This is a genomic window from Sporosarcina sp. FSL K6-3457 (assembly GCF_038007285.1).
Taxonomy (GTDB): Bacteria; Bacillota; Bacilli; order Bacillales_A; family Planococcaceae; genus Sporosarcina.
Map to the genome: position 1 here is coordinate 3,376,340 of NZ_JBBOWX010000001.1, position 26,000 is coordinate 3,402,339.

The window sequence follows — 26,000 nt, forward strand, 5'->3', positions numbered from 1 at the left end:
GACTCGCTAAACATAATTTTGGAAAGTACTCTCTCTTTCAACGCTTTATAACTTATATCAATTATACCTCAGTGTAATCGTGTCCAAATTTTGAATCAACAGGGATTTTGAACTTCTGCTGATTCAAGTTAAATATATGCACACTATTATAGGTGTGAGTTCAGAAAAAAGTCAAGTTTACTCGTTATCCGCTGCCATTTCTAACTGTTCTGTATTAATTTCATACTCCAATAAATGGTCCCAGTCATCCGCTTGAATCAAATCCAGCTGTGCTTCAATTAGCATTTTAAAGCGAGTACGGAACACTTTCGACTGCTTCTTCAGATCTTCGATTTCCACCGAAATCTTACGCGCACGAGAAAGGGCCTCATTAACAATTCGATCTGCATTTTTTTCCGCTTCTTTGACAATCAGCTTGGATTCTTTCATGGAATTGCGACGGACATCCTCCGCAGCTTCCTGTGCAACTAGAATCGACTTTTGCAATGTCTGTTCAATCGAATTGAAATGGGAAATTTGCTCATTCGATTGTTTTAAATTATTTTTTAATGTTTTATTTTCTTCAAGAATATTTTCAAAGTCCTTCATGATTTGCTCTAAAAATTCATTGACTTCATCTTCATCATAACCTCGGAACTTACTTGTGAATTCCTTATTATGTATATCAATTGGTGACAGAGCCATTCAAAGCATCCCCCTACAACATCGTTTGTATTCTATTATACATACTAGGGTCTTGGAAAACAGCATTTTTTAAAAACTATTATCTGAAAAGTCATTCTAACTTTCCGATAATAAGACGAATTTTGTCTTTTCGTGTTCTTCCTTCAATCGCCATCACTTTAAATCTGCCGGAACCCCTAACCGATAACATGTCCAATTCTTGTAGTTCAAATGCAGGCTGATCTCGTACTGCCCAGTTCACTTTTACTTTATCTCCATGAATAAGCGATGCCGCTTTTTGACGCGAAATATTGGCGAGTGCCGCAATAACCGTATCGAGTCGCAAGGAACTCACAATATGCATTTCTTCTGTCCAACTATCCGTAGTAGCAATCCAGTCTTCTGATCGATTATTTTCTTCAACCGTCACTTTTGCTTTGCCTATAGATAAAAAATTGGCCGTCATATAATCTTTCAACTCATTAGCGACCGCAAATTGCACTTCATCGTCCCCAACACGAATATCCCCAAACTTCGCACGATCGATACCAAGTGACATCATCGATCCCAAAATGTCTTTATGCTCGAGCTTCAAAAATTTCGTAGCATATTTCACATTGAACATCGCAATTTGATAATCATCCGTTTCCGGTACATAATAATCTGGATAGATTAGAATCCGCTGTCGCTCTGCCTCGGCAAATGCCCCGTATGAGCCAACCAATAGCATAGAATTACGTGCCAATGATTCGACAATAAATTGCTGTCTTGGATCTAAAAATCCCGTCAATTTTGGTGCGTAACTGTCCTCAACTTCACGTATCCAACCAATCGCCATTTCGATAAATGGCTGCTCATCTTTACGAAAATGCTGTAATATCGTTTCCATGATTTTACCTCCTTCAATCAATTACGCCTCGGCGTAATTGTGTCCAAATTTTGAATTGCGCTTGGGGTCTACAGGATGTAGATTATGCAGTCGGTGCGACAGGACGTCGCGAGCTTAGACTGCCTTCCTTAACTCCCCTCAAAATTTGTGACATCCGCCGGAGGCTTTAACTTCATTCAGCAGGGATTTAATCCCTGCTGAATGAAGTTAAAAAATCCTCACCAAGGTGAGGATTTGCATGATGTGTTTTTTAGTAAAGAATAATACTCAGTAGTGAAAAAACACCCGTTCGAATTAAGCTCAACGCAAATAACGCAACAATTGGTGAAATATCAATCATGCCTAGTGGCGGGATGAATTTCCTGAAAAAGCCTAAATATGGCTCTACAATTACAGCAAGAAATTGACCGAATTTCGTTTCTCTTGTGGATGGCACCCATGACATCAAAATATAAATAACGAGTAATATCGTATAGATTTGAAATGCCCCTGCAATACCATTAATAAGTAAACCTACCATACTAATTCATACACCTCATTCAACTTAATTCAGCAGGAATCCTCCACTTCCATAAGTGGTAAGATAAATGCTGCATTGTATTTCAAATCAGTCGGTGTTCGAGCTCCCTGCTGATTAAGGAGGAATGAAGTTCATTTCCTCCCTGTCAAGCCTCCGACGGATATCACGGTTTTTCAAAGGTACTTTTCGAGCCTGCTCGAAAAAGATCCAGACGCAATCACGCCAAGGCATGATTGATTTCTATCGTTCAAAGTAATCAGAAATTGCACCTGCAACTTCTACGTTTTCAGGCGTGCAAAGGAAAATATCCGTTCCAATTCGCTGAATGTCCCCGCCAAGTGCATAGACCGTGCCACTTAAGAAATCCACGATGCGGATGCCTTGGTCACGTTCAATTCGCTGTAAATTGACGACGACTGCCCGTTTGTTTTTCAGATGTTCTGAAATATCTTGTGCTTCCGCATACACACGCGGTTCAATTAAAATAACTTTCGAGGATTTCTGAATGCTTTGTAGGCTGACGACCGTTCCCGCTTGTTGCGGTTCACCCATTGGCTGCTGTTGCTGTCGTCGCGGTTGCGCCTTTCGCGGCGGAGGCGGTGCTTGCTCTTGAACAGGGCGCGGCTCTTCCCGGCGTGGCTGCTGTTCTCGCACATCATCCTCTTCATCATCTAAGTAAAACCATTTCTCAAACTTGTTTTTGATGCTCATGCGTCCTCCCCGCTTTCTGCTCCGACAAGTGCAGTCCCGATTCTGACATGAGTTGCACCTTCTTCGATTGCAATAATGAAGTCATTAGACATTCCCATAGACAATTGTGTACACGGTGCATGTGATAGTTCTTTTGCTGCTATCCCATCGCGGAGTTCACGCAACGAGCGGAATACAGAACGTATCAATTCCATATCCTCTGTGAAAGGAGCCATCGTCATTAAACCAACGACGCGGACTTTGTCGTAAGCAGCCACTTGTTCAATAAAACTGTTAAGTTCAGCTGGTGTAACACCTGATTTACTTTCCTCACCTGAAACATTCACTTGAACAAAGCAATCGATTACATGATCGGCCCGCTTTTGAATCTCTTTAGCAAGGCTCATTCGATCAACAGAATGTAAGTAATCAATCTGATGAATGATGTCCTTTACTTTTCTGCTTTGAACATTGCCGATGAAATGCCATGTAGCACCACTCTGAATCGTTTCCTGCTTATCCAGCAGTACTTCTGGACGGTTTTCACCAAGATGATCAAATCCTGCATCAATCATAGCAGATGCCCTTGCTGCAGAAACTTCTTTGGTCACAGCAACAACCGTAATTTCAGAGCGCTCCCGACCTATACGCGTGCATACATCCTGTATATCATATTCAATTTTCTCAATTCGTTGTTGTAAATTACTCATGATTATCACTACTTTTCATGTTTCTTACATCTCATTGTAACAAGTGAACGACTACATATCAATAATAAGTCATTTTTTGTCGTCTTTTTTGCCCACCAGAACAATATCTTTTCCGATTGTTGTAACATCTTCAAGACGAACTCGTTTAGCATCCTTGTCTTTAGCCTCAAAGAATATACTGCGTTCTCCACCACCGACATGTAATGATTCCACTTTCCCATTTTTAATATCAATCGTCGCATCCTGCACAAATCCGAGGAATGAACCTTTCGTAGCGTCAATAACTTCTTTCTTTTGGATTTCCGAAAACCTCATACAAATCCCTCCTTAGAATGACTATATGATAAAAAATGAGATACCATTAAGGTATCTCGCTGAACATGAATATATTTTCACTAGATCATTTCCGGTTCGCTTTCGGTGATATATTAACGATATGACTGCCGAAAGTGCTAATGTATCTTATTGTAAATATTCACCTGTCGCGTACCTACAACATTCAAGTGAAAAATACAGTTGCTTGGAAAGAAAAGAATAGATGATTTTCTGTAGAGGATGTAAGTTCCCGAAGATACAATTTCGGGAACTTTTGCACGTTGTACAATGCGCTCCTTCCTTACTTTTCACCAAGCCATATAAGAAAGTTACACTTCTCAAAATACAAAAGAAAAATCCATGGTGAAAGCTTCGGCCGCCAAAATTGTATCTTTGGCGGCCTTTACCTAGTAGCAAGGCTTCTATTCCCTCTTCCCCAAAAGCATTAGCACTTCGTTTACCTGTGTTTTTGGAGAGCGACGGATGAACGACCACCATATAATTACAGAAAAAATGAATGTGGATGCGACAAAGTCGCATCCACATTCATAAAAACAACTCGGTTATTGTATAGAAGTCGTTCAATCCCAAAGCGATCAAAAACATCTATACACAAATATGTTATATTTTCTGATCCATGCCATCCCGAATAATTTTTACCGCATTTTTTTCTAGTCTTGAAATTTGGGCTTGTGAAATTCCCAGCTCTTTGGCAATCTCCGTCTGCGTCTGTCCTAAATAAAAACGTTTAGACAAGATGGTCTGTTGTCGCTCATCCATTTCAGCCACAGTTTCCTTCACCGCAACGTATGTCAGCCAACGTTCTTCGGAAACTGTTTTATCTTGTAGCTGATCCATCATATAGACGGGATCTCCACCATCACTGTTAATCGGCTCATGAAGTGACATCGGATCTTGAATCGCATCAAGTGCAAACAAAATATCATCCGCAGGTATCCCAGTTGCCTCCGATAAATCGGAAATACGCGGTTCCTTTTGATTGTCATTGATAAACTGTTCTTTCGCTCTAATGGCCTTATAAGCAATATCTCGCAGTGATCTTGAAACGCGAATAGAATGGTGATCACGCAGATGTCGTTTAATTTCCCCGACAATCATAGGAACTGCATACGTTGAAAACCGCACATTATGTTTCAAATCGAAGTTGTCAATCGATTTGAGTAAGCCAATACAGCCCACTTGAAATAAATCATCCGCTTGCTCTCCTCTGTAGGCAAATCGTTGAACCAAACTTAACACGAGTCGCAAATTACCAATAACAAGCTCTTCCCTTGCAGAATGATCGCCGCTTTGCAGCCTGATAAACGTTGCTTTCATCACTTCATTCGTGAGTAATGGCAATTCGGACGTATCGATTCCACATATTTCTACTCTTGTACGCACCATTCGCTCTTCCTCCGTATTCTGTAGATGACTGTAAAAGTAGTCTATCCGCAGTCGTCCAGAATATGCGAAAAAGCATATCTCCAATTTCACCCATCAGACAATCGAATGATTCAATCTCTCTCGTAAATCCATTATAATTTTCTTTTCAAGCCGGGAAATATAGGACTGAGAAATGCCTAGTAATTCGGCCACTTCTTTTTGTGTCATTTCCACTTGTCCCGTCAACCCAAAGCGACATTCCATAATATAACGCTCTCGCTCATCAAGCGTACCAATCGCTTCAATCATATGTTGTCGTTCAATTTTCTTTTCAACATCATCAATAATAATATCTTCGTCTGTGCCCAGAATATCTGAGAGTAATAATTCATTGCCATCCGAATCTGAATTGAGTGGCTCATCAAAAGAAATTTCTGATTTCGTGCGATTTGTTTTACGTAGATGCATCAAAATTTCATTTTCAATACAGCGTGATGCGTATGTCGCCAATTTGATATTTTTGTCAATTTTGAACGTCTCAATTGCTTTGATTAGCCCGATAGCGCCGATACTAATGAGGTCTTCGATATGTGTATTGGTATTATCAAAACGGCGGGCGATATAAACAACGAGGCGCAGATTTTTTTCGATGAGCGTATCACGCGCATTCATATCACCTTCCATAAAAGCATGAATGGTTTTAGCTTCTTCCTCGCGCGTCAGTGGTTTGGGTAGCGATTCATGTCCTCCGATATAGTATGTGCCATTTTTCCGTTTAAAAAGGCTGGCAATGACCGACATCCACTTTTTCAATTCATGCAACATGTACAGTTCCCCCTTATCAATTATGCCTTGGCGTAATTGCGTCTGGATTTTTCGAATTCACTCGAAATAGTCCCCTAAAAATCCGTGACATCCGCCGGAGGCTTTAACTTAATCCTGCAAGGTTTTCTCTTGCAGGATTAAGTTAATAATTCCATTGCAGATACATGTAAAATGGCTTCGGCACCGTCAGGATAGCGACGGTCATTTTTTGTTAGTACGATATAACCAGGTTGTAGTGAATTACCTGCTCCAATTGTCCAGCGTTCAAATTTTAACCCTACCGCCCATGACCGTCCTTGAATCGTCATAAGTCGAATCAACCGCAGCGATTTTTGATAACAATCAGGAAATTCTGCAAGCGTTGGAGTACCATCCCAAGTAAGCAGCGCTGCCTTCAAATCTTCAGGCAAATAGGGTTCGACTGCTTTCAACGATACAAAATGGACAGCTGCCCCAGACAACGGCTCTGTGCAGCTATTGCCCGAATCCACGAACACAGCTACCGGGATATCCTTTCCCCAGATATGGAGAACAGACGCCGCTTTCAGTTCTGATACATGACGAGCCGTCCTCACATCCAGCCACTTCTTGTTCATGAAATAGAGGGCAACATAGGCCACAACCGCATAGCTTAGAACGTTCAGCGCTGAACTCATTGTCTGGATACGAAAATGGAATGCCGTTAATAATCCTCCCGCAAATACCGCTCCAATCAACACCATTGTCGCGGATTTCTTCCACGGTTCGAAAGCTTTGCCGAAAGCACATAACGTCATGCCTATAAAAGATAGGACAACAGCAATGGCGGACGATGGAAAAATGGTGACAGGCAATGCACCTACAAAGGAAGCGAACAACAGGCGTCCGCGGGCGGCTTGAACGTTCCCTACTTTGTTCGCAAATGACAGGATGGCATAATTGAACAACATATTTACTCCAATAATGAGTTCCCCATACATAGGCCGCCCTCCCTGCAAACAACGATAGCATCTATGTTATGAAATGTTTGTCGGAATGAGGATGAAAACCTATGAAATAATCGACATTTTTTTCAAGAGCCACATTGAAGTGCTCTTGATAGATTAAACATGTCGAAGTTAACAACGTTTCCGGTGAACTAGGTAACACTTTTGGGGAACTTGGCAACGTTCGTATAGAACTTAGCAACACTTCAAGATTCTTTTGGATAGTAATACGAGTTTTCCTATGTGACAAATACATAAACTTTATACTTCCATACGGCTCCTTGCTCAATAAAACTAAAAAAACTGTTATACTTATAAATAGATTGCAAGAATCTCGATAGCTACCGATATAAAGAAATAACTTAGGGAGGTAATTCTCATGCGGGCAATTTTAGTTGATGATGAGCTACAACCTTTACAGCGTCTAAAAAAACTAATAGAAAACAATATAGAAAATATTGAAGTTATTGGCACATACTTAAATCCATTAGAAGCTGAAGGGATGATCAAACAGCTGCAACCAGATATCATTTTTTTAGATATCGAAATGCCCGGACTAAACGGACTTCAGTTAGGTGAACGGATTCAAGAAGCCTGTCCAAACATCGAAATTGTATTTGTTACAGCATTTGACAAATATGCAGTACAAGCATTTCAACTATATGCCATCGACTATATTATGAAACCTATTCATCTTGAACGACTGACAATGACGGTGGAACGAGTTCGGATACTACAGTCACAGCGCTTAAGCAAGGAGCAATCCGTAGTCGAGATTCATCCTCTCCTCGGCTGCTTCCATTCGCTAAATCTACAATGGTCGGATGGCAAAATGGAAACGATTAAATGGCGTACCGCAAAAGCCCAAGAACTATTTGCATACTTGCTGCATCACCGAGGTCAAGTCATTTATCGTGATACCATTCTTGAATTGCTCTGGCCCGACTTTGACTTAGCTAGAGGGTCAAAGCAATTATATACAACAATTTACCATATTAGACAGACGTTAAAAAATTACGGACTTGAAGAAATAACGATAGGCAGACAACAACTGGATATCGGCTATCGACTGCATATGGGAACGATTCAAATTGACACAGACCTTTGGAGTGAACGAGTCGTAACTGCTACACCACCTACAGTTAACACTGCCGATGTCCACGAGCAATTACTACTAGCATATGAAGGTGATTATCTCGGAGAACATGGCTACCTATGGGCAGAAGGGGAGCGTGAACGTTTAAGGCGCCTATGGCTAAACCATGCACAACGTTTATCTACTTTTTATATTGACAACCGTATGACCCATAACGCGATTCAAGTAAATGAACATGTCCAACAACGCTCTCCTATTGAAGAAATTAGTTATTTCAACTTAATGCAACTTTATGCCTCTCAAACGAACTATGTAGCCGTTGAAGATCAATATAATCAGCTCAAGGTCATGATGGCTGAACAGCTCGATACCACCCCAAGTGAACAGATCACAAGCTGGTTTGAACAATGGAAACAAACAGTATAATAATAATTTTTAGGACAACAATATCCCCTCTCCGCATATTGACATGCAGAGAGGAGATATTTTCACCTTCATGATTCTTTTGGCACTCGAAACGATACGGTTGTTCCTTTATCCGGACGGCTCTCCACTTGCAAACCAACTCCAAATAATTGTTTCAATCGAAGATTTGTATTTGCAATGCCTATGCCTCCCTGTTTATGGAGCGTAGCCAATAACTCCTCCTGATGAAAACCAACTCCATCATCCGAAATCGCAATCCAATAATGATCCTCTTTTTCCTTCACTTGAATCGTAATCGTCCCACCTTGCACAAGTGGTAGCAATCCATGTTTAATGGCATTTTCCACAAGTGTCTGCATCGATAAGGGCGGCAACGAAAACTGCAAATGGTCATCTAGTTCCCAGACAACTTGAACACGATTACCAAAGCGAATTTCCTCAATCATCAAATACGAGCGCACAATATTCAATTCATAGTCTAGGGGTACAACAATCTCCGTGTTTTCGAAATCAAAACTCGTTTGCAAATACTCGCTAAAAGCCCCGATTAATTCCCTCATTTTCTCCCCATCTTCTTCACTCAAAATAGAAATGGAGTTTAAAATATTCAAGATAAAATGTGGATTGATTTGCGCTTGCAGCCAGGCCGCTTCTAATCGTAAACGTTCGTCAATCGATTGACGCAAAAAGATCAGCGCCTGCACTCGTGTCCTCAACTCAACGGCATCGACCGGTTTCATGACATAATCATTCGCACCTGACCGAAACGCCATCAGCATATCTTCCCGTTGACTTCGAGCCGTTAAAAATAGAAGTGGTAAATCGGTAATCGTGAACTTTTCTCGAACAATACGTGCCAACTCATAGCCAGACATCTGCGGCATCATAATATCCGTAATGAGTAAATCCCAAGTCTCTTTCCGCAACTTCTTCAATGCATCTTCACCGTTCAAAGCTGTCTCAACATCATAACCATCGGCTTCCAACGTATGCACAAGTATTTGCAAGTTCACGGGATCATCGTCTACTACTAAGACGCGGGGTTTACTTGACTCAATCGCTGTCCACTCCTGTGCAACAAGCGTTGGCTGTTCTTCCTTCTCTCCATAAAATTTGAGTGCATCAATATGTCGAACCATATCTTCCCGAGTCGCTAAAAGGACGGGACTTTCAATCCGCTCTCCTTCGTCCTGTTCACTTGAAAATAGAAGTGTAAACGTAAAAATAGATCCTTGTCCAAGTGTAGAGTCAACTGTTATCTGTCCCCCGTGTAAGTTCACAAGCTCTTTACAAATCGTTAAACCAATTCCAAGTCCACTACCAAGTGCCGTCATACTCGAATCCTTTTGTTCATAACGTTCAAAAATACTTTCTTGAAGACCAGATTCAATACCAATCCCTGTATCTTCAATTATAATAACGGCTTCTCCTTTTCGGCTCATTGCACGAATCGTAATCGTTCCTTCATGTGTAAACTTAATGGCATTATGCAAAAGGTTAAACAAAATTTGCACAAGTCGATTTTCATCTGCCTCAACATTCGGGAAATCCTCGTCAATGTCTACTTCAAGTTGCACCGGTTTGCCATCCACCATAAAGCGCAGCATATCGCACACCCCTTTGGCAACTGCCTGAATGGAAATGCTGCGTAGTTGGAGATGAATAGTCTTTTCTTTAAGCCTTGTTAAATCCAACAAATCATCCAACATGAAGGACATATGATCCCCAATGGCAACGAGTAACTGTAAATTCTTCTTATTTTCCGTTCCTAGCTGACGCCCTTCCTTTTCCAAAACGATTTGAGCAATGTTGATAATGCCATGAAGTGGATTTCTCAATTCATGCGACGTATTGGCGAGAAAGTCATCCTTTTGGTCATTCGCCCTCTGCAGTTTTTCTGATAACTTCGCCGTCATAATCGTCGATTGGAAATACCGCTGAAACCAATAAGCCGACAGAGAAATGATGGAGGCTAACATATCAAATGGATAATAACCAATTTGCCAATCACTTCTAGCACTTACAAATCCCCACAACATACTACTGGCAACAGCAGTCGCCGCGAATAACAGAAATACAGTCCCTTTCCCCCCCCTTAAAGCAATCTTTACAATCAACATGAATATAATGACTGGCGAAACGGCGAGTAAAAGGCTAAAAACGAACCTCGTTAACGTCACCCATTCAATTGGTGCCAGAAGAAGAAAAAGCATATAGACAAAAGAAAACGTTGTAAAGACTTTTAATAGACGAGACTGTAAATAGTTTGGAAACAGTTCCCGTACAAACTGAATCAAAAATAAGAACGCACCAACGTAGACAAACCATAACAGTTTTATATTCCATTCCGAATTCAAAGGCATGAAGTATAAAAAAACTCGCTCATCATCCATCAAAACAGATAAAACTGTAAATGAAATCAACAATGAAAATGCAACCAGAATCCTTTGCCGAATCCCTACTACATATAACAAACCAACGTACAATAAATGAAGTAAAAAAATCGCAGAAACGACTACCTGTGTAAGAATTGCAAACCATTTTTGCCGTTCGATTGAGACTACGTCACCAAAAGTAATGGGTTTAACAATGCCAGCAACTTTCCGATAACCCGGTTCATTAGCGATTTGAAGTACAAGCTCCACTTCCCTGTCCTCCGACATAAAAGTAGCATAAAAAGGCATGACTTTTAACTCAAAGTCTTCCCGATTTTCAGCAACCTCTCCCATGCCGCCAACAAGCTGACCATCTACATACAATCGAAAAGCGGAATGCACATCTGCCAGGCGTATTCCCTGTAATTTTTCCGTCTTATCATCTAGTAAAATACGCAAACGATACGTTCCATACTGATACCCCAGCTCATCATTATCTACGGATGAATCCCACTTTCCAGGAACAGTACTATATCCCTTATCCTCCTTCAGCGCAAAATCAGTAAATGCCTCCGGCGTCAATAGCTGATTCCGATAAAACTCCCATTCTCCATTTAAGGGAATTGCAGAATGCTCTTCCAGCACAACGCCCCTTAAATCCAGTACACCTTCTTCCGCTGTCGGTTGATTCATTGGATTATGTGCATAAATCCACAATAGCCGAATGCCCGTCAACGCTATTAAAAATACCCCGAACAAAAGTATAAGTTTAAATTTTCTTAGCTTTACTATTTTATCATTCATCATAGATAAACATATTCGACAAACAACATGAAATTCCTGCTTTTATTTTCAATATGTATCCCTTATTCTTGATGGTCCCTTTCTGATTTTTGATATTCAATAGACCCATTGTCTTTCAAAACATTCCACAGTCTTGCGGATAACAATTTCTTCTTTCTTTTTCTCCCCCTATTTCGACACCACAATCGAAAAACAACCAAACAACAAACGATTATCAGCAGGACAATCCACAATAATTTCATAAGCACGACAGTCCTTTACACCTATTTTTTCAAACCATTTCATCCTATCACTCAGTATAAAGAGACAAAACATACGAAACCTATACAATTTTGTATAGGTCCTGTATATCCTGACGAACTATCATAATTCATAGAGGAAATTGTCGAAAAGGCAGATTCCAAAAATAATAATCTTGAAGCTTTATCAAGCATAGTAACCACTGCTTCTTTGACGAGGAGGTGATTGACGCGTGGCACATGATTCACTAAGGATCATAACGAACTTGAAAGGAGCGGAAGAAGAAAATGAAGGTGATAACAAAACAACCAAATGAAGGAAAACGCTTGTTAGTGGTGCTACTATCACTCATGCTCGTTCTTAGTAGCGCATTATCTGTCATTGGAGTACCACTGACAGTACAAGCAGCGACAAATACGATTTATGTGTCTGCTGAGGGTGTTGATACTAACCCTGGTACGGTGGATGACCCTGTAGCAACGCTAAACGTGGCTCGAACGAAAGTTAGTAGCCCAGGAACAATTATCCTGCTTAGCGATATAACTGTAGCTGAGACGCAAACCATGGGTCAAAATAAAACCGTAACAGTTCAGTCTGAGGAAGGTGCAACTTATTCAATCATTCGTAGCGAAAACTTTTCGGATAACTTTTTGATAAGTATAACTAGTGGTACTGCAACATTCCAGAACCTGATTATTGATGGTAACAATGTTAAAGCTACGACTCATGGGATAAATGTGATAGCCACAGCGATTTTTAAAGATGTTATCATTCAGAACCATCATAATGCAGGTGGTGGTGGTGTATCCGTTCTATCTGCTAGCACAACTAGCGGATCAGCGGGAGAAGTGACTATAACAGGGAGTACGCAGATTCGGGAAAATACATTGTCAGGAAGAGATGAAGTAAATCCTCCTTCGATTTTAGGCGCTGGTTCGGGTGGTAAGCTTGTCATTGAAGGTGGACTTATAACCGATAATGAAGTGAAAGCTGGCAGCAACGGTGTTATTGTTGGATTGGGACTTTCTGGAAACCCTATTTTTACGATGACAGATGGTAAAATCGAACATAACAAATTACACGGCAATGGGTTAAATGCTAGTGGTGCAACAGTAGGAAATGTTGCCGTTTATATGCGCGGTAGTTCAGCACAAGCACGCTTTGAATTTGGCGGGACAGCGTATGTGCATGATAACCTTGATGAAGACGGCGAGCAACGTAATGTGTTCTTGAAAAATACAGCAGCTCGAGATAATGCCTTTTTATCTTTGATCAATGCTATGGAAGATGGAGCGAAAGTTGGGGTTTACACAAACATTATGCCTACTTCGGCTGCACCGATTGTCGATGTTGCCATTGGTTATAATGGTTATACAGCAACAGCATTGGATGCAGCATATTTCTTCTCTGATAAAGCATCGTCAGCAGAGATAAAATTCGATGGGGAGAGTGACAAAGTTATTTTAGCTCCAGTTCCCCCAACACTTGACAAAACGTTGTTAAAACAGTCAACAGTGAGCGGCAACCAAATTATCTTAACATTTAGTGATGGGGTTAGTTTGGATGATTTAACTGGATTTGCTATTCAAGTCGGCGGGGAGAATGCCGTAGGAACTTTATACGAAGTGGACCCAAATAATCCAAATCAATTGATTTTGACGCTTTCGGAAAAACCGACTGCTGATATTACATTGACTTATACAGGGAATGACGATGGAAACTTAAAAGGTCAAAACGGTATGCCAGTTGAAGATTTCAACTTCGATTATCCGATAGATTTTGTGGACGAGCTTTCAATCACTGCTCCAACTGGTGATCCAGCACAAGTAACAGAAACGAGACCAGAAGTAAAGGGTACAGTAACAGCAGGTTCAAAAGTCGATGTCGTCATTAAAGATAAAGACGGCAACGTGGTAACAGGTGCAGGTGGAGAAGCAACAGTTACAGATGGCAACTGGACGTTTACACCATCTGTCGATTTAGCGGTTGGAGACTATACATTTGAAGTAACAGCGACAAGTCAAGATGAGACATCGGTTGTCACGAAAACACAAGAAATAACAGTCGATACAACACAATACGTGGATTATACAAATACTGAAGAGATTACAAATATCGATCCGAACGATGTAACGTATGACGAAACTACAGATAAATTCACAGTTCCATCGGATGTAACTGAGTTCACATTCAAAGATGGCGACAAAGAAAAGAAAGCAACAAAAAATCCTACAACAGGTGAATGGACATTCACAGAGTTTGTAGACCATACACCAACTGGAGAAATTACGAATATTAATCCAAACGGTGTAACGTATGACAAAGATACAGGTAAATTCGAAGTGCCATCGGATGTAACTGAGTTCACATTCAAAGATGGCGACAAAGAAAAGAAAGCAACAAAAAATCCTACAACAGGTGAATGGACATTCACAAGTACAGTAAATGTTCCTTATGAAAGTGAGCAAGTAGGAAATATTTCACCTGAAGGCATTACGCATAATGGAACAGATGAGTTTACAGTTCCAGACGACGTGGAAGAGTTCACATTCAAAGATGGCGACAAAGAGATAACAGCAACAAAAGATACGGATGGCAATTGGACGTTTACAACGACGCCAACTGTCGACAAAGTACCTTTAGAAACAAAATATGATGATGTCAAAGATTTGAATAAGTCTTCTTACACATCAGCTACATGGGGTCCATTTGAAACAGCTATACAAAAAGCTGAAGATGTCCTCAATGATCCAAATGCTACACAAGCAGAAGTCAATAAAGCATTACAAGACTTAGAAGATGCACATAAAGCATTAAAACAAAGGCCAACAACACCGCCGGCTCCGACAGTAGACAAATCGCTACTGGAAGATCAAGCAGATGAAGCAAATGGATTATCAGAAGACGAGTACACACCAGACAGCTGGAACACATTCAAAGATGCTTTAACAGATGCAGAAAATGTACTAAAAGATCCTAATGCGACACAGCAACAAGTCGATGATGCACTTGATGCATTGAAAGACGCACAGGATAAATTAGTCCCTGCTCCTGTTGCACCAGCAGTAGACAAATCGAAACTGCAGGCACAAGCAGACGGTGCAAACGGATTAACAGAAGATCAGTACACACCAGATAGCTGGAACACATTCAAAAATGCGTTAATAGCCGCTGAAAATGTACTCAATGATCCAGATGCAACACAGCAGCAAGTTGACAATGCACTCGATGCATTACAAGATGCACAAAACAAATTAGTCCCTGTTGGTACTCCAGCAGTAGACAAGTCAAAACTACAAGCACAAGCAGACGGCGCAAATGGATTAACAGAAGATCAGTACACACCAGATAGCTGGAACAAATTCAAAGATGCGTTAACAGCTGCTGAAAATGTACTCAATAATCCAGATGCGACACAGCAACAAGTTGACGATGCGCTGCGAGCATTACAACAAGCACAGAACAATTTAGTTCCTATTGATGTATCAACAGTAGACAAATCTAAATTACAAGCGCAAGTAGATCGTTCAAACAACTTAACAGAAAGCAATTACACAACAGGCAGCTGGAACGCATTCCAAAATGCCTTAACGAATGCTAAAAATGTACTGGCTGATCCAAATGCAACACAGCAGCAAGTAGACGCTGCACTTGCTTCACTCATTGAAGCGCGAAATGCATTGGTACCTTACACAGGTGGAAATGGCGGTGGTGGCGGTTCAGACGGTTCAACTAGCACACCTACACCGACTCCAACACCAGAAGGACCTAAGAAAGAAACAATACTGGTTGATCTCGTCATCGATGGAGACCATCCAATCGAAAAAACACCAGTCACGATTGAACGCACAAGAGAAACAAATGGGGATGTCAACGATCGGGTTATTTTGACACTAAGCAATGCAAGAGATGCTGTCAACAAAGCAATCGAAATCGGTAATACAGTTGCACGTATTATCATTCCTGATGTGGCGGATGAAGTAACACAAGTTACTGTGGACATTCCAAAACAATCCATCGCACTGCTACAAGCGAATGGCATTGATCTTGAAATTTTCACAAATAACGTATGGATAACGATTCCACAAACATCTATGGATGGCATTGAGGATGATTTCTATTTCCGTTTAGTGCCGGTTAAAGATGCTAACGCACGTGAAGCGATTAAAATTCGTGCCAAGGCACAACAAGTCGTTCGTGACGTGATGCAAAATGATGATATCACTGTCGTTGCAAGACCGATGACAATTGAAACAAATCTTTCTAGTCGCCCTGTACTCATTACATTGCCACTACGCGATGTGACATTACCAACAGATCCGACAGATCCGACAGAAAGAGAAGCTTTTCTTAAACAGCTAGCTGTTTTCATCGAACATACGGATGGTGAAAGAAAGGTTGTCTTTGGCGAAGTCGTCACAATGCCGGACAATACGCTTGGCCTACGCATTAGCGTTAGCAAGTTCAGTACGTTCACTATCATCAATGTTGGGAAAAAAGAAGAAGTACTACTCTCTCACGAAGCGTATATTAAAGGCTTTGAAGATGGTACATTCAAACCGAACCAGGACGTCACACGTAAACAAGTTGCACTGATGATTGCACGCAATCTTGGCTATGTAGATGGCGAAACAACAGTACAAGTAGCACCATTTAAAGATGTAGCTGTCGATGCAGACGGTGCTGGTGCGATTGCCTACTTGAAACAATTAGGCATTATGAATGGTGACGAACATGGGTACTTCAATGGTGGTGCTAACATGACGCGCGCTCAAATGGCTGCGGTCGTTGCGAACTACAAGAAGTTAGACGTAACAGAGGTTCCACTTAGCTTTACAGACACGAAAAATCATTGGGCGCAGTATGCGATTGAAGCAAACCGTGAAGCTGGAATCATTACAGGCTTCGAAGACGGTACATTCAAACCACAAGCTCATTTGACACGTGCACATGCAGTAAAAATGATCAACCGTATGTTTGACCGTGGTCCTTTATACGGCTTAGATGCACTCCATTTCTCAGATGTGAACGAACAGCATTGGGCATTTGAAGAAATTGCAGAGGCTTCTACAACTCATGATTATATGTTAGATGCGCAACAACAAGAGTGGCTTGCTAAATAAGTAAATACAAAAAGCCGCCCTACAAGTCAATACATTGACCGTAGGGCGGCTTTTTCATAGTTAAAAAACACTCATCACATATAGAATAGTGCGGTAACGAACATTCATACAAATTATCGACGACGATTACGTAAAAACGTTGGAATATCGAGCGTATCATCTTGCTGATTGCTCTGTTGCTGACGCATTGGTTCCGGTTGTTGGAACTGTGGCGCTTCTTCCCTACGCTCGCGAACAGGCGGTTGTTGGGCAGATGGCTGTTCAGCTTGTGAACGGCTTGAACCAAAACCTGAGCTTCTTGCAGGACGTGCCGGCATTAGCTGTGCCTCACTAAATCCGGTTGCAATAACCGTAACAATAATTTCATCTTTCAAATCATCATTGATGACAGAACCGAAGATCATATTGACATCTTCATCTGATGCAGAGGCAACAATATCTGCCGCTTCCTGCACTTCGAATAGACTCAAGTTTGAACCGCCCGTAATATTCATCAATACACCTTTTGCACCGTCAATAGACGTTTCAAGTAATGGGCTTGAAATCGCCTTTTTCGCTGCTTCTGCTGCTCGATTTTCACCCGTTGACATGCCAATCCCCATCAATGCAGATCCTTTATTGGACATGATTGTTTTCACGTCAGCAAAGTCAAGGTTGATAAGACCCGGTACGGCAATCAAATCTGAAATCCCTTGTACCCCTTGACGCAGAACATTATCCGCTTCGCGGAATGCTTCTAGCATCGGTGTGTTTTTATCAACAATTTCTAGTAATTTATCATTTGGAATAACAATTAGCGTATCGACAGATTCCTTCATTGCAGTAATACCGCCGATTGCCTGTGTAGAACGTTTCCGTCCTTCAAATGTAAACGGTCTTGTCACAACTCCGACTGTCAGTGCGCCAAGGTCTTTGGCAATTTGTGCGATGACCGGAGCGGCACCCGTTCCAGTTCCCCCGCCCATACCTGCAGTGACAAATACCATATCTGCCCCGCGTAGCGCTTCTTCAAGCTGCTCCTTACTTTCTTCAGCAGCCTTTTTACCGACTTCTGGATTCGCACCTGCTCCAAGCCCGCGTGTCAATTTACCACCAATTTGTAATTTCACTTCAGCACTTGATAGGTTGAGAGCTTGTGCGTCCGTGTTCACTGCTATGAACTCTACACCTCGTACACCATGTTCAATCATTCGATTTACAGCATTATTCCCACCGCCGCCAACACCGATTACCTTGATAACCGCAAGTGCGTCGACATTTGTATCAAATTCCAGCATCTTCTCTCCTCCTCATCTATTTCGCCTAGCCACTAAATTATCTATCATTCTACTTATTCAAAGAAATTATCGAAAACTTTCTTTGCCTTATCTAGTATACCCGGTCTCTTTTCCTGATTGCGTTCAACCGGCTTTTTCTTGTTACTTGGCGCTGGTGCATGCTGATGATCCATCGCTGTTACTGGCTCTGAGGCTGGCTCATGACCAAAATAGGTATCTTGCATATGTGCATAGCGTATCAGCCCTACCGCTGTCGTATACATCGGTTCACGTACACCGATATATTCTGGTGTATGGATACGCACTCTCGTTTTCAGCACATGTCTTGCCAATTGCAAAATACCGTCTAGCTTCGTTATCCCACCAGTCAGTACGACACCGCCTGGTAAATCACGTATGCCCATCCGGTAAAACTCCTCTAGGATGAGATCAAAAAGCTCCTCTAGCCGGACACCTATAATCTCCGATATGTATCGTTGGCTATACTGATCCTTTGAATCTGCGCCAATGACAGGTACCTCAAATAATTCATCATCGGAAGCATCATCAGAAAAGGCATGGCCATATTGATGTTTAATTTTCCTAGCTTGTTCCGTTGGCGTTTTTAAAATGATTGATAAATCTTTTGTAATATGGTCGCCACCCACAGGGATAACCGCTGTTGCCATAAAACGATTTTCTCCAAATATCGCAATCGTTGTAGAACCTCCACCGATATCGATGAATGCCGTCCCATGATTCTTTTCGTCATCCGTCAAAGCAAATGTACCCGCCGCTAATGGCTGCAAGTAAATTTCACGTATGACAAGACCCGCACGCTCTACACAACGTAAAATATTGTGCACAAGTGTTTTCGATGTCGTGATGAGTGTTCCATCCATTTCGAGACGGACACCAATCATGCCACGTGGATCCGTAATTTCATCATAGTCGTCAACAATAAATTGTTTCGGAATGATATTAACAATTTCTCGCTCTGGCGGAACAGACATTACTTGCGCGGATTTCATAACCCGTTCCAAGTCGTCATCCGTAATTTCACGATTTTCTGAATTGACTGCTACAACGCCCTTCACGTCCTGCAATAAAATGCCATTTGCAGGTATACCAAGAATCACCTCGCGAATTTGCATCCCAATCATTCGCTCCGCTTGGTCAACTGCCTTACGGATTGATTGGACAGTTGCATCTATATCGATGATTGTCCCTTTTCGGATTCCAGCAGACTGGACATTACCGACACCAATCACGTGCAGAGACCCACCATCCACTTCGCCGATTAACACCTTAACTGTTGAAGAACCTATATCAAGTGATACATATAATTCTGATTGACTCAAACTAGCACCTCCCATAGCAACTCTTACATAACGCTTACAAAATACTTATATCCTATTCTATTGCATTACAAGTACATTGTCTAAATATTTTCGACATCTCTTGTCCAAATCCTTTTATTCTGGCGCATTTGTATGAGCTTGTTTGCCGCGCTCCACCCATTTCGTTAGTAAAATCCGTCTAATAACTGCTATATTTTGAAATAACCGAACACCGAATGCAAAAACTGCCGCCAAATACAAATCGACTCCTAAATGTACCCCTAGAAAGGCCAGGGCGGCTGCTAGGACGATGTTAAAGAAGAATCCGGATACAAACACCTTGTCATCGTATACCTGCTGTAAATAAGCCCTGACACCTCCGAATAATGTATCAAGTGCAGCAAGGACAGCGATTGATAAGTAATTGCTATATATTTGGGGTATTTGTATGTCCGATAATAAACCAAGTGAAACCCCGAGTGTCAACCCGAGCAAAGGCAACCACATAGTCATTCCCCTTTCGGCATTTCCTCCAAAAATTGGTTGTAGAATTTCTCCGGAAAACCACGAATCTCAATTGGCGCTCCTGGTTTTCTAATGTCAAGAAGAAGATTATCCAGATAAAAATCATCATGGATGGGTGATGATGCTAAATAATTGTACATTTTCTCACTTTCCTTCAAGGAAGGAGAGATAATTTTCATAGAGAAAGGAGGAGTTGACACATTCAATCCATTGACAGTCGTAATGCCATTTATATCCCTTATTGAGCTTAACGTTGTAAATCGTTTACCATCAATTTCAAGCGTGAACCCTTTGTAACGATTCACTTCATTGACGAAACGGGTAAGCAAATCTGGAGAAATATCAGTAATTGGCAAGCCAAACGCAATACTTTCCGCAGAAGGGCGCACCTCGATAATGATGCCTGGCCCTTCAACATCTGTCATACCTGCCTGCCGATAAAGCTTGTCCACTGTTTCAGTAAGAGCTTTCCCTGTATTTTCATCATTTAATGATTTATATGTGTGGATAGTTTTGTCAAGCTCACGTATCTCTGACAGCATTTCGGAGTGCAGCTGCTTTTCGGTTGATAACTCATGACGAATCGTCCAAACATCTCGCGTATCACGTTGCTCCGGGCTTTTCATTGAATTGTATTGGACGGCTGTCATAAACCCGACAATTAGTAAGATTAACGTGAATCTCCAATGTATAACTTTTTTCATCCGTCCAACCCCCTCAAGCCATTATTCAATCCTTCCTTGGGGAAGGATTGAACTACATCCTTCCTTATTGATTCAACTTTCAGTCCGTAGTGCAGATAGGTGAAGTTCCTTTAGTTGCTCCGTCGTCACGACAATATTATCCCGAGTGAGGCTGTCAATGACACCGCCCTTTAAATACAACGCGGAGGAAAGGACATCCATATCTCCTATCGCCTCAATCACAAACGGAGCTGGAAAAGTTCGCCCGTCAACCGTTATAACAGGTCCTGTACATTTAATATAGGAATTTGATGTTATTCTCTGACCGTTTATCGCTAATCCTTGTGCACCGGAGATTTTGAGTTCATTAATGACCCGAAAAATATGGCTTTCATGAACAATATAATCATTCGGATTATGTTCAACCGGATCATAATCAGCATCTTTTAGCGTAATCTTGACACCTTGGCCGACAGCAGGGATTACACCAAGCAGCAAGCGAAGGTCTTGTGCCTCTTCAACGAGACCGGCATGATCTTCCTCCCTCGTAGAAAAGGAACGCTCATACTCACGTATCTCTTCCTGCTTGGCGGCGATTTCATCGGTTAGCTCCTTATTGCGCTCTTGTTGACTTATCAAATCTTCTCGATACTTTTCTTCGTTTAAGAATGATGCAGATTGAATGTTATCCGTATCATCACGCATCCCGAGTGTCCGGTAGGAAAATGCAAGGATGAAACCAAGGACGAGAAAGACGACAGAAAAAAGAATATGCCTTCCCCTTTTTCGATACTCATCATTCATTTTCTTCGTCAACTGGATCAGCCTCCTCTTCTACAAGTCCATACACTTTACTGAACGGAACAAAGAATGTACCTACTTCCATATCGATGATACCTTTTTCATACCCTTTCAATTGTGCAGTAATTTCCGGATAAAATTCCATCTTTTCTGCAAACGTTGAAATAATTGCCCGAACCTCGAATCCATCATCCATATAAACTGTAATACTATCCGCGTCGTCCTCTATCTCCTCTAAAATGATTTCAGATACGAGTTGATAGACATCGGCCTCCATCTTTAATAACTGATCCGAAATCCGTTTCAGGCTGTCTTCGTTACCAAAGTTATTGAGGATAGGTGCTTCCACTTCCAATGGCAATAGCCCAGTTGGAAATGTCTCACCATTTTCCAATAGCAAGCTGTATTGTCCAGCCTCTTCGATATAAGCGACTGTTTCCCATTCTGAGATGACAATTTCAATATTTCGCAACCACTTGCGTGAAACCACGACATGCTCGACACCACTAACGGCTGCCAGTGTTTCTTCAATTTTTTCAGTCCTGAAACTCCATAAAGGATTGTCCGCTGTTAGACCACTCTGTTCTTCGTAAAACGCTGGCTCATGTAAAACTGCGCCGCTCACACTAATTTCCCCTATTTTACTAAGCGGCGATTGGAAGTAGAGGATAGCAAGGAGCGCCACAACAAACACAGTCAACATGAACAGGAATTTTTTGTTCGTCTTCCTGCGACGCTTCTCCCGCATAGAAGGAATTCGCTCTTCGATATCAATGACTTTGTCCATTTTGGCTCCCCCTTTCTCAAGATCGATTACACCGGAGGCTCAACTTGATTTTCTAGCGATTGTAAAATGCATAATGGTTCCAGCTGCCATCCACGTCGTCATCAACGATGAGCCTCCATAGCTTATAAATGGCAATGTAACACCTGTGACAGGCAACAATCCAGATACGACGCCGACATTCAAAAATGTCTGAAATAGTATCATCGAACCCATACCAGCCACCATAAGAAATGCGTAACGTCCTTTCGTCCGAATCGCAATACCAAAAGTCGTCACCAATAGCGTAGCAAATAGCAGTAAAACCACCGTTGCCCCAATGAATCCCAATTCTTCCGCAATAATCGAAAAGATAAAGTCGTTTTGTGGCTCTGGCAAATACAAATACTTCTGACGGCTATTACCGTAGCCATGCCCGACCAATCCACCAGGCGCAATAGCAAACAGCGACTGAATCCCTTGAAAACCAGCTCCACGCGGATCACTCCAAGGATCGATATAAGATTTGATACGCGCCAAGCGATACGGTGCTGCAGCAATTAGCGCGATAAAAGCCGCAATTCCTCCAGCACCAAGAAATACAAAAAACTTTAGTGGATAACCTGCAACGAACAAAATGACAAAAGCAGAGACAATCATAATAACAGCGGAGCCCAAATCCGGTTGTAGCATGATTAACCCTGCTGGCAGAAGAATTAATCCAAAATGGCGAAAACGGAAAACACCTTTTCCATTCGTATTATTCATGCTACATGCCAGCTTGCCAATGAGCGCAACCTTTATAAATTCGGCTGGCTGTATACTAAATGGGCCAAAGGCAATCCAACTTTGAGATCCATTCCTCATCGCTCCAATACCCGGTATAAGAACCGCAACAAGTAGCAGGACCGTTGTAAAATAGAAGATAGTCCACATTTTAGGGCTTGATGTCAATGGGCTTTTCATAATGACAATGGCAATGCCAATGGACACCGCCATATAAATGGCTTGTTTCACGATGAATGGCGAAGAATCCGCATAATGGACAGCTCCCCAATACGAACCCGCTGAATGGACAAAAGCCAATCCTATGAATGACAGCGCCACGGCAGAAATGATAAATAACGTTCTTAACTTACCTTCCAGTGAACGCATCCTTCCACAAATTTGCTAGATCGTTTAGGCAACTTCTAAATAGTTAACCTTAAAATCAGTACTCAATCAGTGCAGCTGCATAACTGCTTCTATGAACTGGTCACCTCGTGCTTCAAAGCTTGAGTACTGATCCCAGCTTGCACAGGCTGGCGACAACAAAATAATATCCCCTTCCCCAGATAGTGGATAGGCTTTCTGTACAGCATCCTTGACGTCTTCAGCCCGTATGATTTTTTCAATCCCACATGAGGTGGCGAAAGTTGCAAAGTTCTCAGCAGTCTCTCCAAGTGCAACAACTACTTTTACATTGGCCATATAGGGCCTTAATTCTTCAAATGATTGACCGCGATCCAGTCCACCTGCAAGAAGAATCGTCGGCACGTTAAACGCCGCTAAAGCACTTTTCGTTGCCAATGTATTCGTTGCTTTCGAATCATTGTAAAACTTACGGCCTTTTAGTTCTTTGACAAACTGCATCCGATGCCTGACGCCTGTAAAAGAACTAAGGACATTTTCGATTGTTGTTTTGTCACAACCTAAAAGGATAGCAGCTGCAGTCGCCGCAAGAATATTTTCAAGATTATGCTGACCAGGCAACTTGATGACGGAACGCTTCACGTATGGTTCCCCGTTCCAATAAATTTGCTCCTCATCTGCCGATATCCCTTGTTCTTTCCTACCCATAAGGGAAAAAGGAACTTTTGCAGCCGAAGAACGAAGCGCATATTGGCGAAGCTCTGGTTGGTCATCATTATAAATGACATAATCCTCTTGCGTTTGGTTTGTTGTGATGGCCGATTTTGCTTTCGCATACGCTTCGGGTGACCCATGATAATCGAGATGTGCATCATACAAATTCGTCCAAATCGCCATATGCGGACGAAATGTCTCCGTTCCCATCAATTGAAACGATGAGGCCTCAAGTACGATTATCTGATCTTTTGTCGCTTGTTCAGCAACCGTACAGGAGACAGTTCCAATGTTTCCTGCAATTAACGGCTGCTGTCCACCAATATTAAGCATATGGTACAGCAATGTTGTCGTCGTTGTTTTTCCATTGGATCCTGTAATCGCAATAATGGGGGCCTCACTAATCCTAGACGCCAGTTCAATCTCTGTCCATACGGGAATATTTTTCTGAAGGGCTTCGGCAACAACAGGATTGCTATAAGGAATCCCTGGATTTTTCACCACAACATCAAAGCCTTCATCGAGAATACCTGTAGGGTGACCGCCACAAATCACTTGAATCCCATCCAAGCGTAACGCGGCGGCTTCTTCATTACCTTCTGCTGGCGAAGCATCATTCACCACGACATATGCTCCAAGCGAATGCAGTAGCTTGGATGCGGCATAACCACTTTTTGCAAGACCTAAGACCAGTACTTTCATCCCGCTAAATTGCTCTACATTTTTCACTTACATCACCTCCAGCAAGACAGGGATAATGGCCGCTAACAAGGCAATTCCCCAAAAAACAATGACGATTTTCCATTCTGACCAGCCCGATAATTCAAAATGATGGTGAATCGGGCTCATTTTGAAAACACGCTTCCCTGTCGTCTTGAAACTAATCACTTGAATAATGACGGATAACGTTTCAATGACATAGACAATTCCAATGACGAGTAGCAGAAATTCCTGTTTGATTAATACAGATAACATGGCGAGTGCTCCACCTAGCGCCAATGATCCCGTATCTCCCATAAATACTTTGGCCGGCTTGACATTAAAAATAAGGAAGCCAAGCATTGCCCCCGTGACAACAAAAGCAAATAACGCGATATCATGCTGGCCAAAAATCCATGCAAGCACACCAAATGCAGCGAAAGCAATCGAGGATGATCCAGCAACAAGCCCATCTACCCCATCTGCCAAGTTAACAGCATTGGAGAAACCAACAAGCCAGAAAATAAGAAATGCCACGTAGAATACGCCAAGTTCTATTTCAAAACTAGTGAATGGAATTTGGACTGCCGTGTCAAAAGGTCCTAGCTTCAGAAGGAAGAATGCAATGACCGCAACAATAATCTGGCCAATTAGCTTTTGAATAGATGTCAGCCCCAAGTTCCTTTTCAACACGACGATGATGAAATCATCTAGGAAACCAATGAGTCCAAAACCGACAAAAACGAGTAACAGCACGATCGTCTGCGTCGTCAATACATCGTATATGTATGAAAGGCTAAGTGTTGACAGAATGATTGAGCCAATGAAGATTAGTCCACCCATCGTAGGCGTACCCGCTTTTTTCAGATGGCTTTTAGGCCCTTCCTCACGGATGCTTTGCCCAAACTTCAATCTTCTGAGGGCCGGGACGATAAAATACCCCAATAGTGCTGAAATTATGAATGCGACGGCAATGGCCATCAATATTGTAGTGAGTGTCATGCTTTTTCTCCTTCTATCTTCTGAAGCGGCCTTTAATAGACAACTTCAGACTCCTCATT

Annotated in this window: 21 protein-coding genes and 1 other annotated feature (1 of these 22 cut by a window edge); of the genes, 2 read left to right on the forward strand and 19 right to left on the reverse strand. The window is 41.9% G+C overall.

Translation table 11 applies throughout. The features are described 5' to 3' along the window. Positions 1-50, reverse strand: a binding site (T-box leader) (it extends 167 nt beyond the left edge of the window). Between the two features lie 127 nt (positions 51-177). From N1I80_RS16620 to N1I80_RS16660, 9 genes are all read right to left on the reverse strand, one after another. Then, entirely contained in the window at positions 178-684 is a 507-nt protein-coding gene (locus N1I80_RS16620; protein WP_340738955.1) for a DivIVA domain-containing protein, read from the reverse strand. 91 nt (positions 685-775) lie between these two features. After that, on the reverse strand, positions 776-1,552 hold the full coding sequence (locus tag N1I80_RS16625; RefSeq protein ID WP_340738956.1) for a YlmH family RNA-binding protein: 777 nt from the start codon (positions 1,550-1,552) through the stop codon (positions 776-778). Between the two features lie 250 nt (positions 1,553-1,802). After that, complete coding sequence (locus tag N1I80_RS16630) at positions 1,803-2,072, reverse strand: YggT family protein (RefSeq protein ID WP_340738957.1); 270 nt, start codon at positions 2,070-2,072, stop codon at positions 1,803-1,805. A 240-nt stretch (positions 2,073-2,312) separates the two neighbouring features. Further along, complete coding sequence (locus tag N1I80_RS16635) at positions 2,313-2,783, reverse strand: cell division protein SepF (protein WP_340738958.1); 471 nt, start codon at positions 2,781-2,783, stop codon at positions 2,313-2,315. Further along, on the reverse strand, positions 2,780-3,472 hold the full coding sequence (locus N1I80_RS16640) for a YggS family pyridoxal phosphate-dependent enzyme (RefSeq protein WP_340738959.1): 693 nt from the start codon (positions 3,470-3,472) through the stop codon (positions 2,780-2,782). Before N1I80_RS16640 ends, N1I80_RS16635 begins: the two co-directional genes overlap by 4 nt. A gap of 69 nt (positions 3,473-3,541) precedes the next feature. Further along, a complete protein-coding gene (locus N1I80_RS16645; protein WP_340738960.1) occupies positions 3,542-3,787 on the reverse strand; it encodes a PRC-barrel domain-containing protein in 246 nt (81 codons plus the stop codon). Between the two features lie 621 nt (positions 3,788-4,408). Next, entirely contained in the window at positions 4,409-5,194 is a 786-nt protein-coding gene (gene sigG / locus N1I80_RS16650) for an RNA polymerase sporulation sigma factor SigG (protein WP_340738961.1), read from the reverse strand. A 93-nt stretch (positions 5,195-5,287) separates the two neighbouring features. Then, positions 5,288-5,998 (reverse strand): RNA polymerase sporulation sigma factor SigE, encoded by a 711-nt coding sequence (gene sigE / locus N1I80_RS16655; protein WP_340738962.1) that lies wholly within the window; start codon positions 5,996-5,998, stop codon positions 5,288-5,290. A gap of 137 nt (positions 5,999-6,135) precedes the next feature. Next, a complete protein-coding gene (locus N1I80_RS16660; protein ID WP_340738963.1) occupies positions 6,136-6,957 on the reverse strand; it encodes a sigma-E processing peptidase SpoIIGA in 822 nt (273 codons plus the stop codon). Between the two features lie 385 nt (positions 6,958-7,342). Between N1I80_RS16660 and N1I80_RS16665 the strand changes: the two genes are divergently transcribed. Next, complete coding sequence (locus tag N1I80_RS16665; RefSeq protein WP_340738964.1) at positions 7,343-8,485, forward strand: response regulator; 1,143 nt, start codon at positions 7,343-7,345, stop codon at positions 8,483-8,485. Between the two features lie 68 nt (positions 8,486-8,553). On the opposite strand, the gene N1I80_RS16670 is transcribed toward N1I80_RS16665, so the two are convergent. Beyond that, complete coding sequence (locus N1I80_RS16670) at positions 8,554-11,667, reverse strand: hybrid sensor histidine kinase/response regulator (RefSeq protein WP_340738965.1); 3,114 nt, start codon at positions 11,665-11,667, stop codon at positions 8,554-8,556. A 524-nt stretch (positions 11,668-12,191) separates the two neighbouring features. Between N1I80_RS16670 and N1I80_RS16675 the strand changes: the two genes are divergently transcribed. Further along, entirely contained in the window at positions 12,192-17,027 is a 4,836-nt protein-coding gene (locus tag N1I80_RS16675; protein WP_340738966.1) for an S-layer homology domain-containing protein, read from the forward strand. Between the two features lie 113 nt (positions 17,028-17,140). On the opposite strand, the gene ftsZ is transcribed toward N1I80_RS16675, so the two are convergent. From ftsZ to mraY, 9 genes are all read right to left on the reverse strand, one after another. Continuing rightward, entirely contained in the window at positions 17,141-18,304 is a 1,164-nt protein-coding gene (ftsZ, locus tag N1I80_RS16680; RefSeq protein ID WP_340738967.1) for a cell division protein FtsZ, read from the reverse strand. 53 nt (positions 18,305-18,357) lie between these two features. Next, positions 18,358-19,644: a cell division protein FtsA gene (ftsA, locus tag N1I80_RS16685; protein ID WP_340738968.1), complete on the reverse strand. Its 1,287-nt coding sequence runs from the start codon at positions 19,642-19,644 to the stop codon at positions 18,358-18,360. Positions 19,645-19,758: 114 nt separating this feature from the next. Continuing rightward, entirely contained in the window at positions 19,759-20,130 is a 372-nt protein-coding gene (locus N1I80_RS16690; RefSeq protein ID WP_340738969.1) for a small basic family protein, read from the reverse strand. Positions 20,131-20,132: 2 nt separating this feature from the next. Further along, complete coding sequence (locus N1I80_RS16695; RefSeq protein ID WP_340738970.1) at positions 20,133-20,852, reverse strand: DUF881 domain-containing protein; 720 nt, start codon at positions 20,850-20,852, stop codon at positions 20,133-20,135. 72 nt (positions 20,853-20,924) lie between these two features. Continuing rightward, on the reverse strand, positions 20,925-21,647 hold the full coding sequence (locus tag N1I80_RS16700) for a DUF881 domain-containing protein (RefSeq protein ID WP_445683663.1): 723 nt from the start codon (positions 21,645-21,647) through the stop codon (positions 20,925-20,927). Then, positions 21,628-22,419: a cell division protein FtsQ/DivIB gene (locus N1I80_RS16705; protein WP_340738971.1), complete on the reverse strand. Its 792-nt coding sequence runs from the start codon at positions 22,417-22,419 to the stop codon at positions 21,628-21,630. The genes N1I80_RS16700 and N1I80_RS16705 overlap by 20 nt, the downstream gene beginning before the upstream one ends. Positions 22,420-22,458: 39 nt before the next feature. Then, positions 22,459-23,550 (reverse strand): putative lipid II flippase FtsW, encoded by a 1,092-nt coding sequence (gene ftsW / locus N1I80_RS16710; protein WP_340738972.1) that lies wholly within the window; start codon positions 23,548-23,550, stop codon positions 22,459-22,461. Between the two features lie 66 nt (positions 23,551-23,616). Then, the gene (gene murD, locus N1I80_RS16715) at positions 23,617-24,969 is read right to left on the reverse strand and encodes a UDP-N-acetylmuramoyl-L-alanine--D-glutamate ligase (protein ID WP_445683664.1); all 1,353 of its coding nucleotides are present in this window, start codon (positions 24,967-24,969) and stop codon (positions 23,617-23,619) included. Continuing rightward, a complete protein-coding gene (gene mraY, locus N1I80_RS16720) occupies positions 24,970-25,941 on the reverse strand; it encodes a phospho-N-acetylmuramoyl-pentapeptide-transferase (RefSeq protein ID WP_340738973.1) in 972 nt (323 codons plus the stop codon). Positions 25,942-26,000 lie beyond the last annotated feature (59 nt).

Excerpts from the sequence above, each read along its gene's own strand:
- N1I80_RS16620 (WP_340738955.1), bottom strand. The coding sequence starts at position 684 with ATGGCTCTGTCACCAATTGATATACATAATAAGGAATTCACAAGTAAG.
- N1I80_RS16625 (WP_340738956.1), bottom strand. The coding sequence starts at position 1,552 with ATGGAAACGATATTACAGCATTTTCGTAAAGATGAGCAGCCATTTATC.
- N1I80_RS16630 (WP_340738957.1), bottom strand. The coding sequence starts at position 2,072 with ATGGTAGGTTTACTTATTAATGGTATTGCAGGGGCATTTCAAATCTAT.
- N1I80_RS16635 (WP_340738958.1), bottom strand. The coding sequence starts at position 2,783 with ATGAGCATCAAAAACAAGTTTGAGAAATGGTTTTACTTAGATGATGAA.
- N1I80_RS16640 (WP_340738959.1), bottom strand. The coding sequence starts at position 3,472 with ATGAGTAATTTACAACAACGAATTGAGAAAATTGAATATGATATACAG.
- N1I80_RS16645 (WP_340738960.1), bottom strand. The coding sequence starts at position 3,787 with ATGAGGTTTTCGGAAATCCAAAAGAAAGAAGTTATTGACGCTACGAAA.
- sigG (WP_340738961.1), bottom strand. The coding sequence starts at position 5,194 with ATGGTGCGTACAAGAGTAGAAATATGTGGAATCGATACGTCCGAATTG.
- sigE (WP_340738962.1), bottom strand. The coding sequence starts at position 5,998 with ATGTTGCATGAATTGAAAAAGTGGATGTCGGTCATTGCCAGCCTTTTT.
- N1I80_RS16660 (WP_340738963.1), bottom strand. The coding sequence starts at position 6,957 with ATGTATGGGGAACTCATTATTGGAGTAAATATGTTGTTCAATTATGCC.
- N1I80_RS16665 (WP_340738964.1), top strand. The coding sequence starts at position 7,343 with ATGCGGGCAATTTTAGTTGATGATGAGCTACAACCTTTACAGCGTCTA.
- N1I80_RS16670 (WP_340738965.1), bottom strand. The coding sequence starts at position 11,667 with ATGATGAATGATAAAATAGTAAAGCTAAGAAAATTTAAACTTATACTT.
- N1I80_RS16675 (WP_340738966.1), top strand. The coding sequence starts at position 12,192 with ATGAAGGTGATAACAAAACAACCAAATGAAGGAAAACGCTTGTTAGTG.
- ftsZ (WP_340738967.1), bottom strand. The coding sequence starts at position 18,304 with ATGCTGGAATTTGATACAAATGTCGACGCACTTGCGGTTATCAAGGTA.
- N1I80_RS16690 (WP_340738969.1), bottom strand. The coding sequence starts at position 20,130 with ATGTGGTTGCCTTTGCTCGGGTTGACACTCGGGGTTTCACTTGGTTTA.
- N1I80_RS16695 (WP_340738970.1), bottom strand. The coding sequence starts at position 20,852 with ATGAAAAAAGTTATACATTGGAGATTCACGTTAATCTTACTAATTGTC.
- N1I80_RS16705 (WP_340738971.1), bottom strand. The coding sequence starts at position 22,419 with ATGGACAAAGTCATTGATATCGAAGAGCGAATTCCTTCTATGCGGGAG.
- ftsW (WP_340738972.1), bottom strand. The coding sequence starts at position 23,550 with ATGCGTTCACTGGAAGGTAAGTTAAGAACGTTATTTATCATTTCTGCC.
- mraY (WP_340738973.1), bottom strand. The coding sequence starts at position 25,941 with ATGACACTCACTACAATATTGATGGCCATTGCCGTCGCATTCATAATT.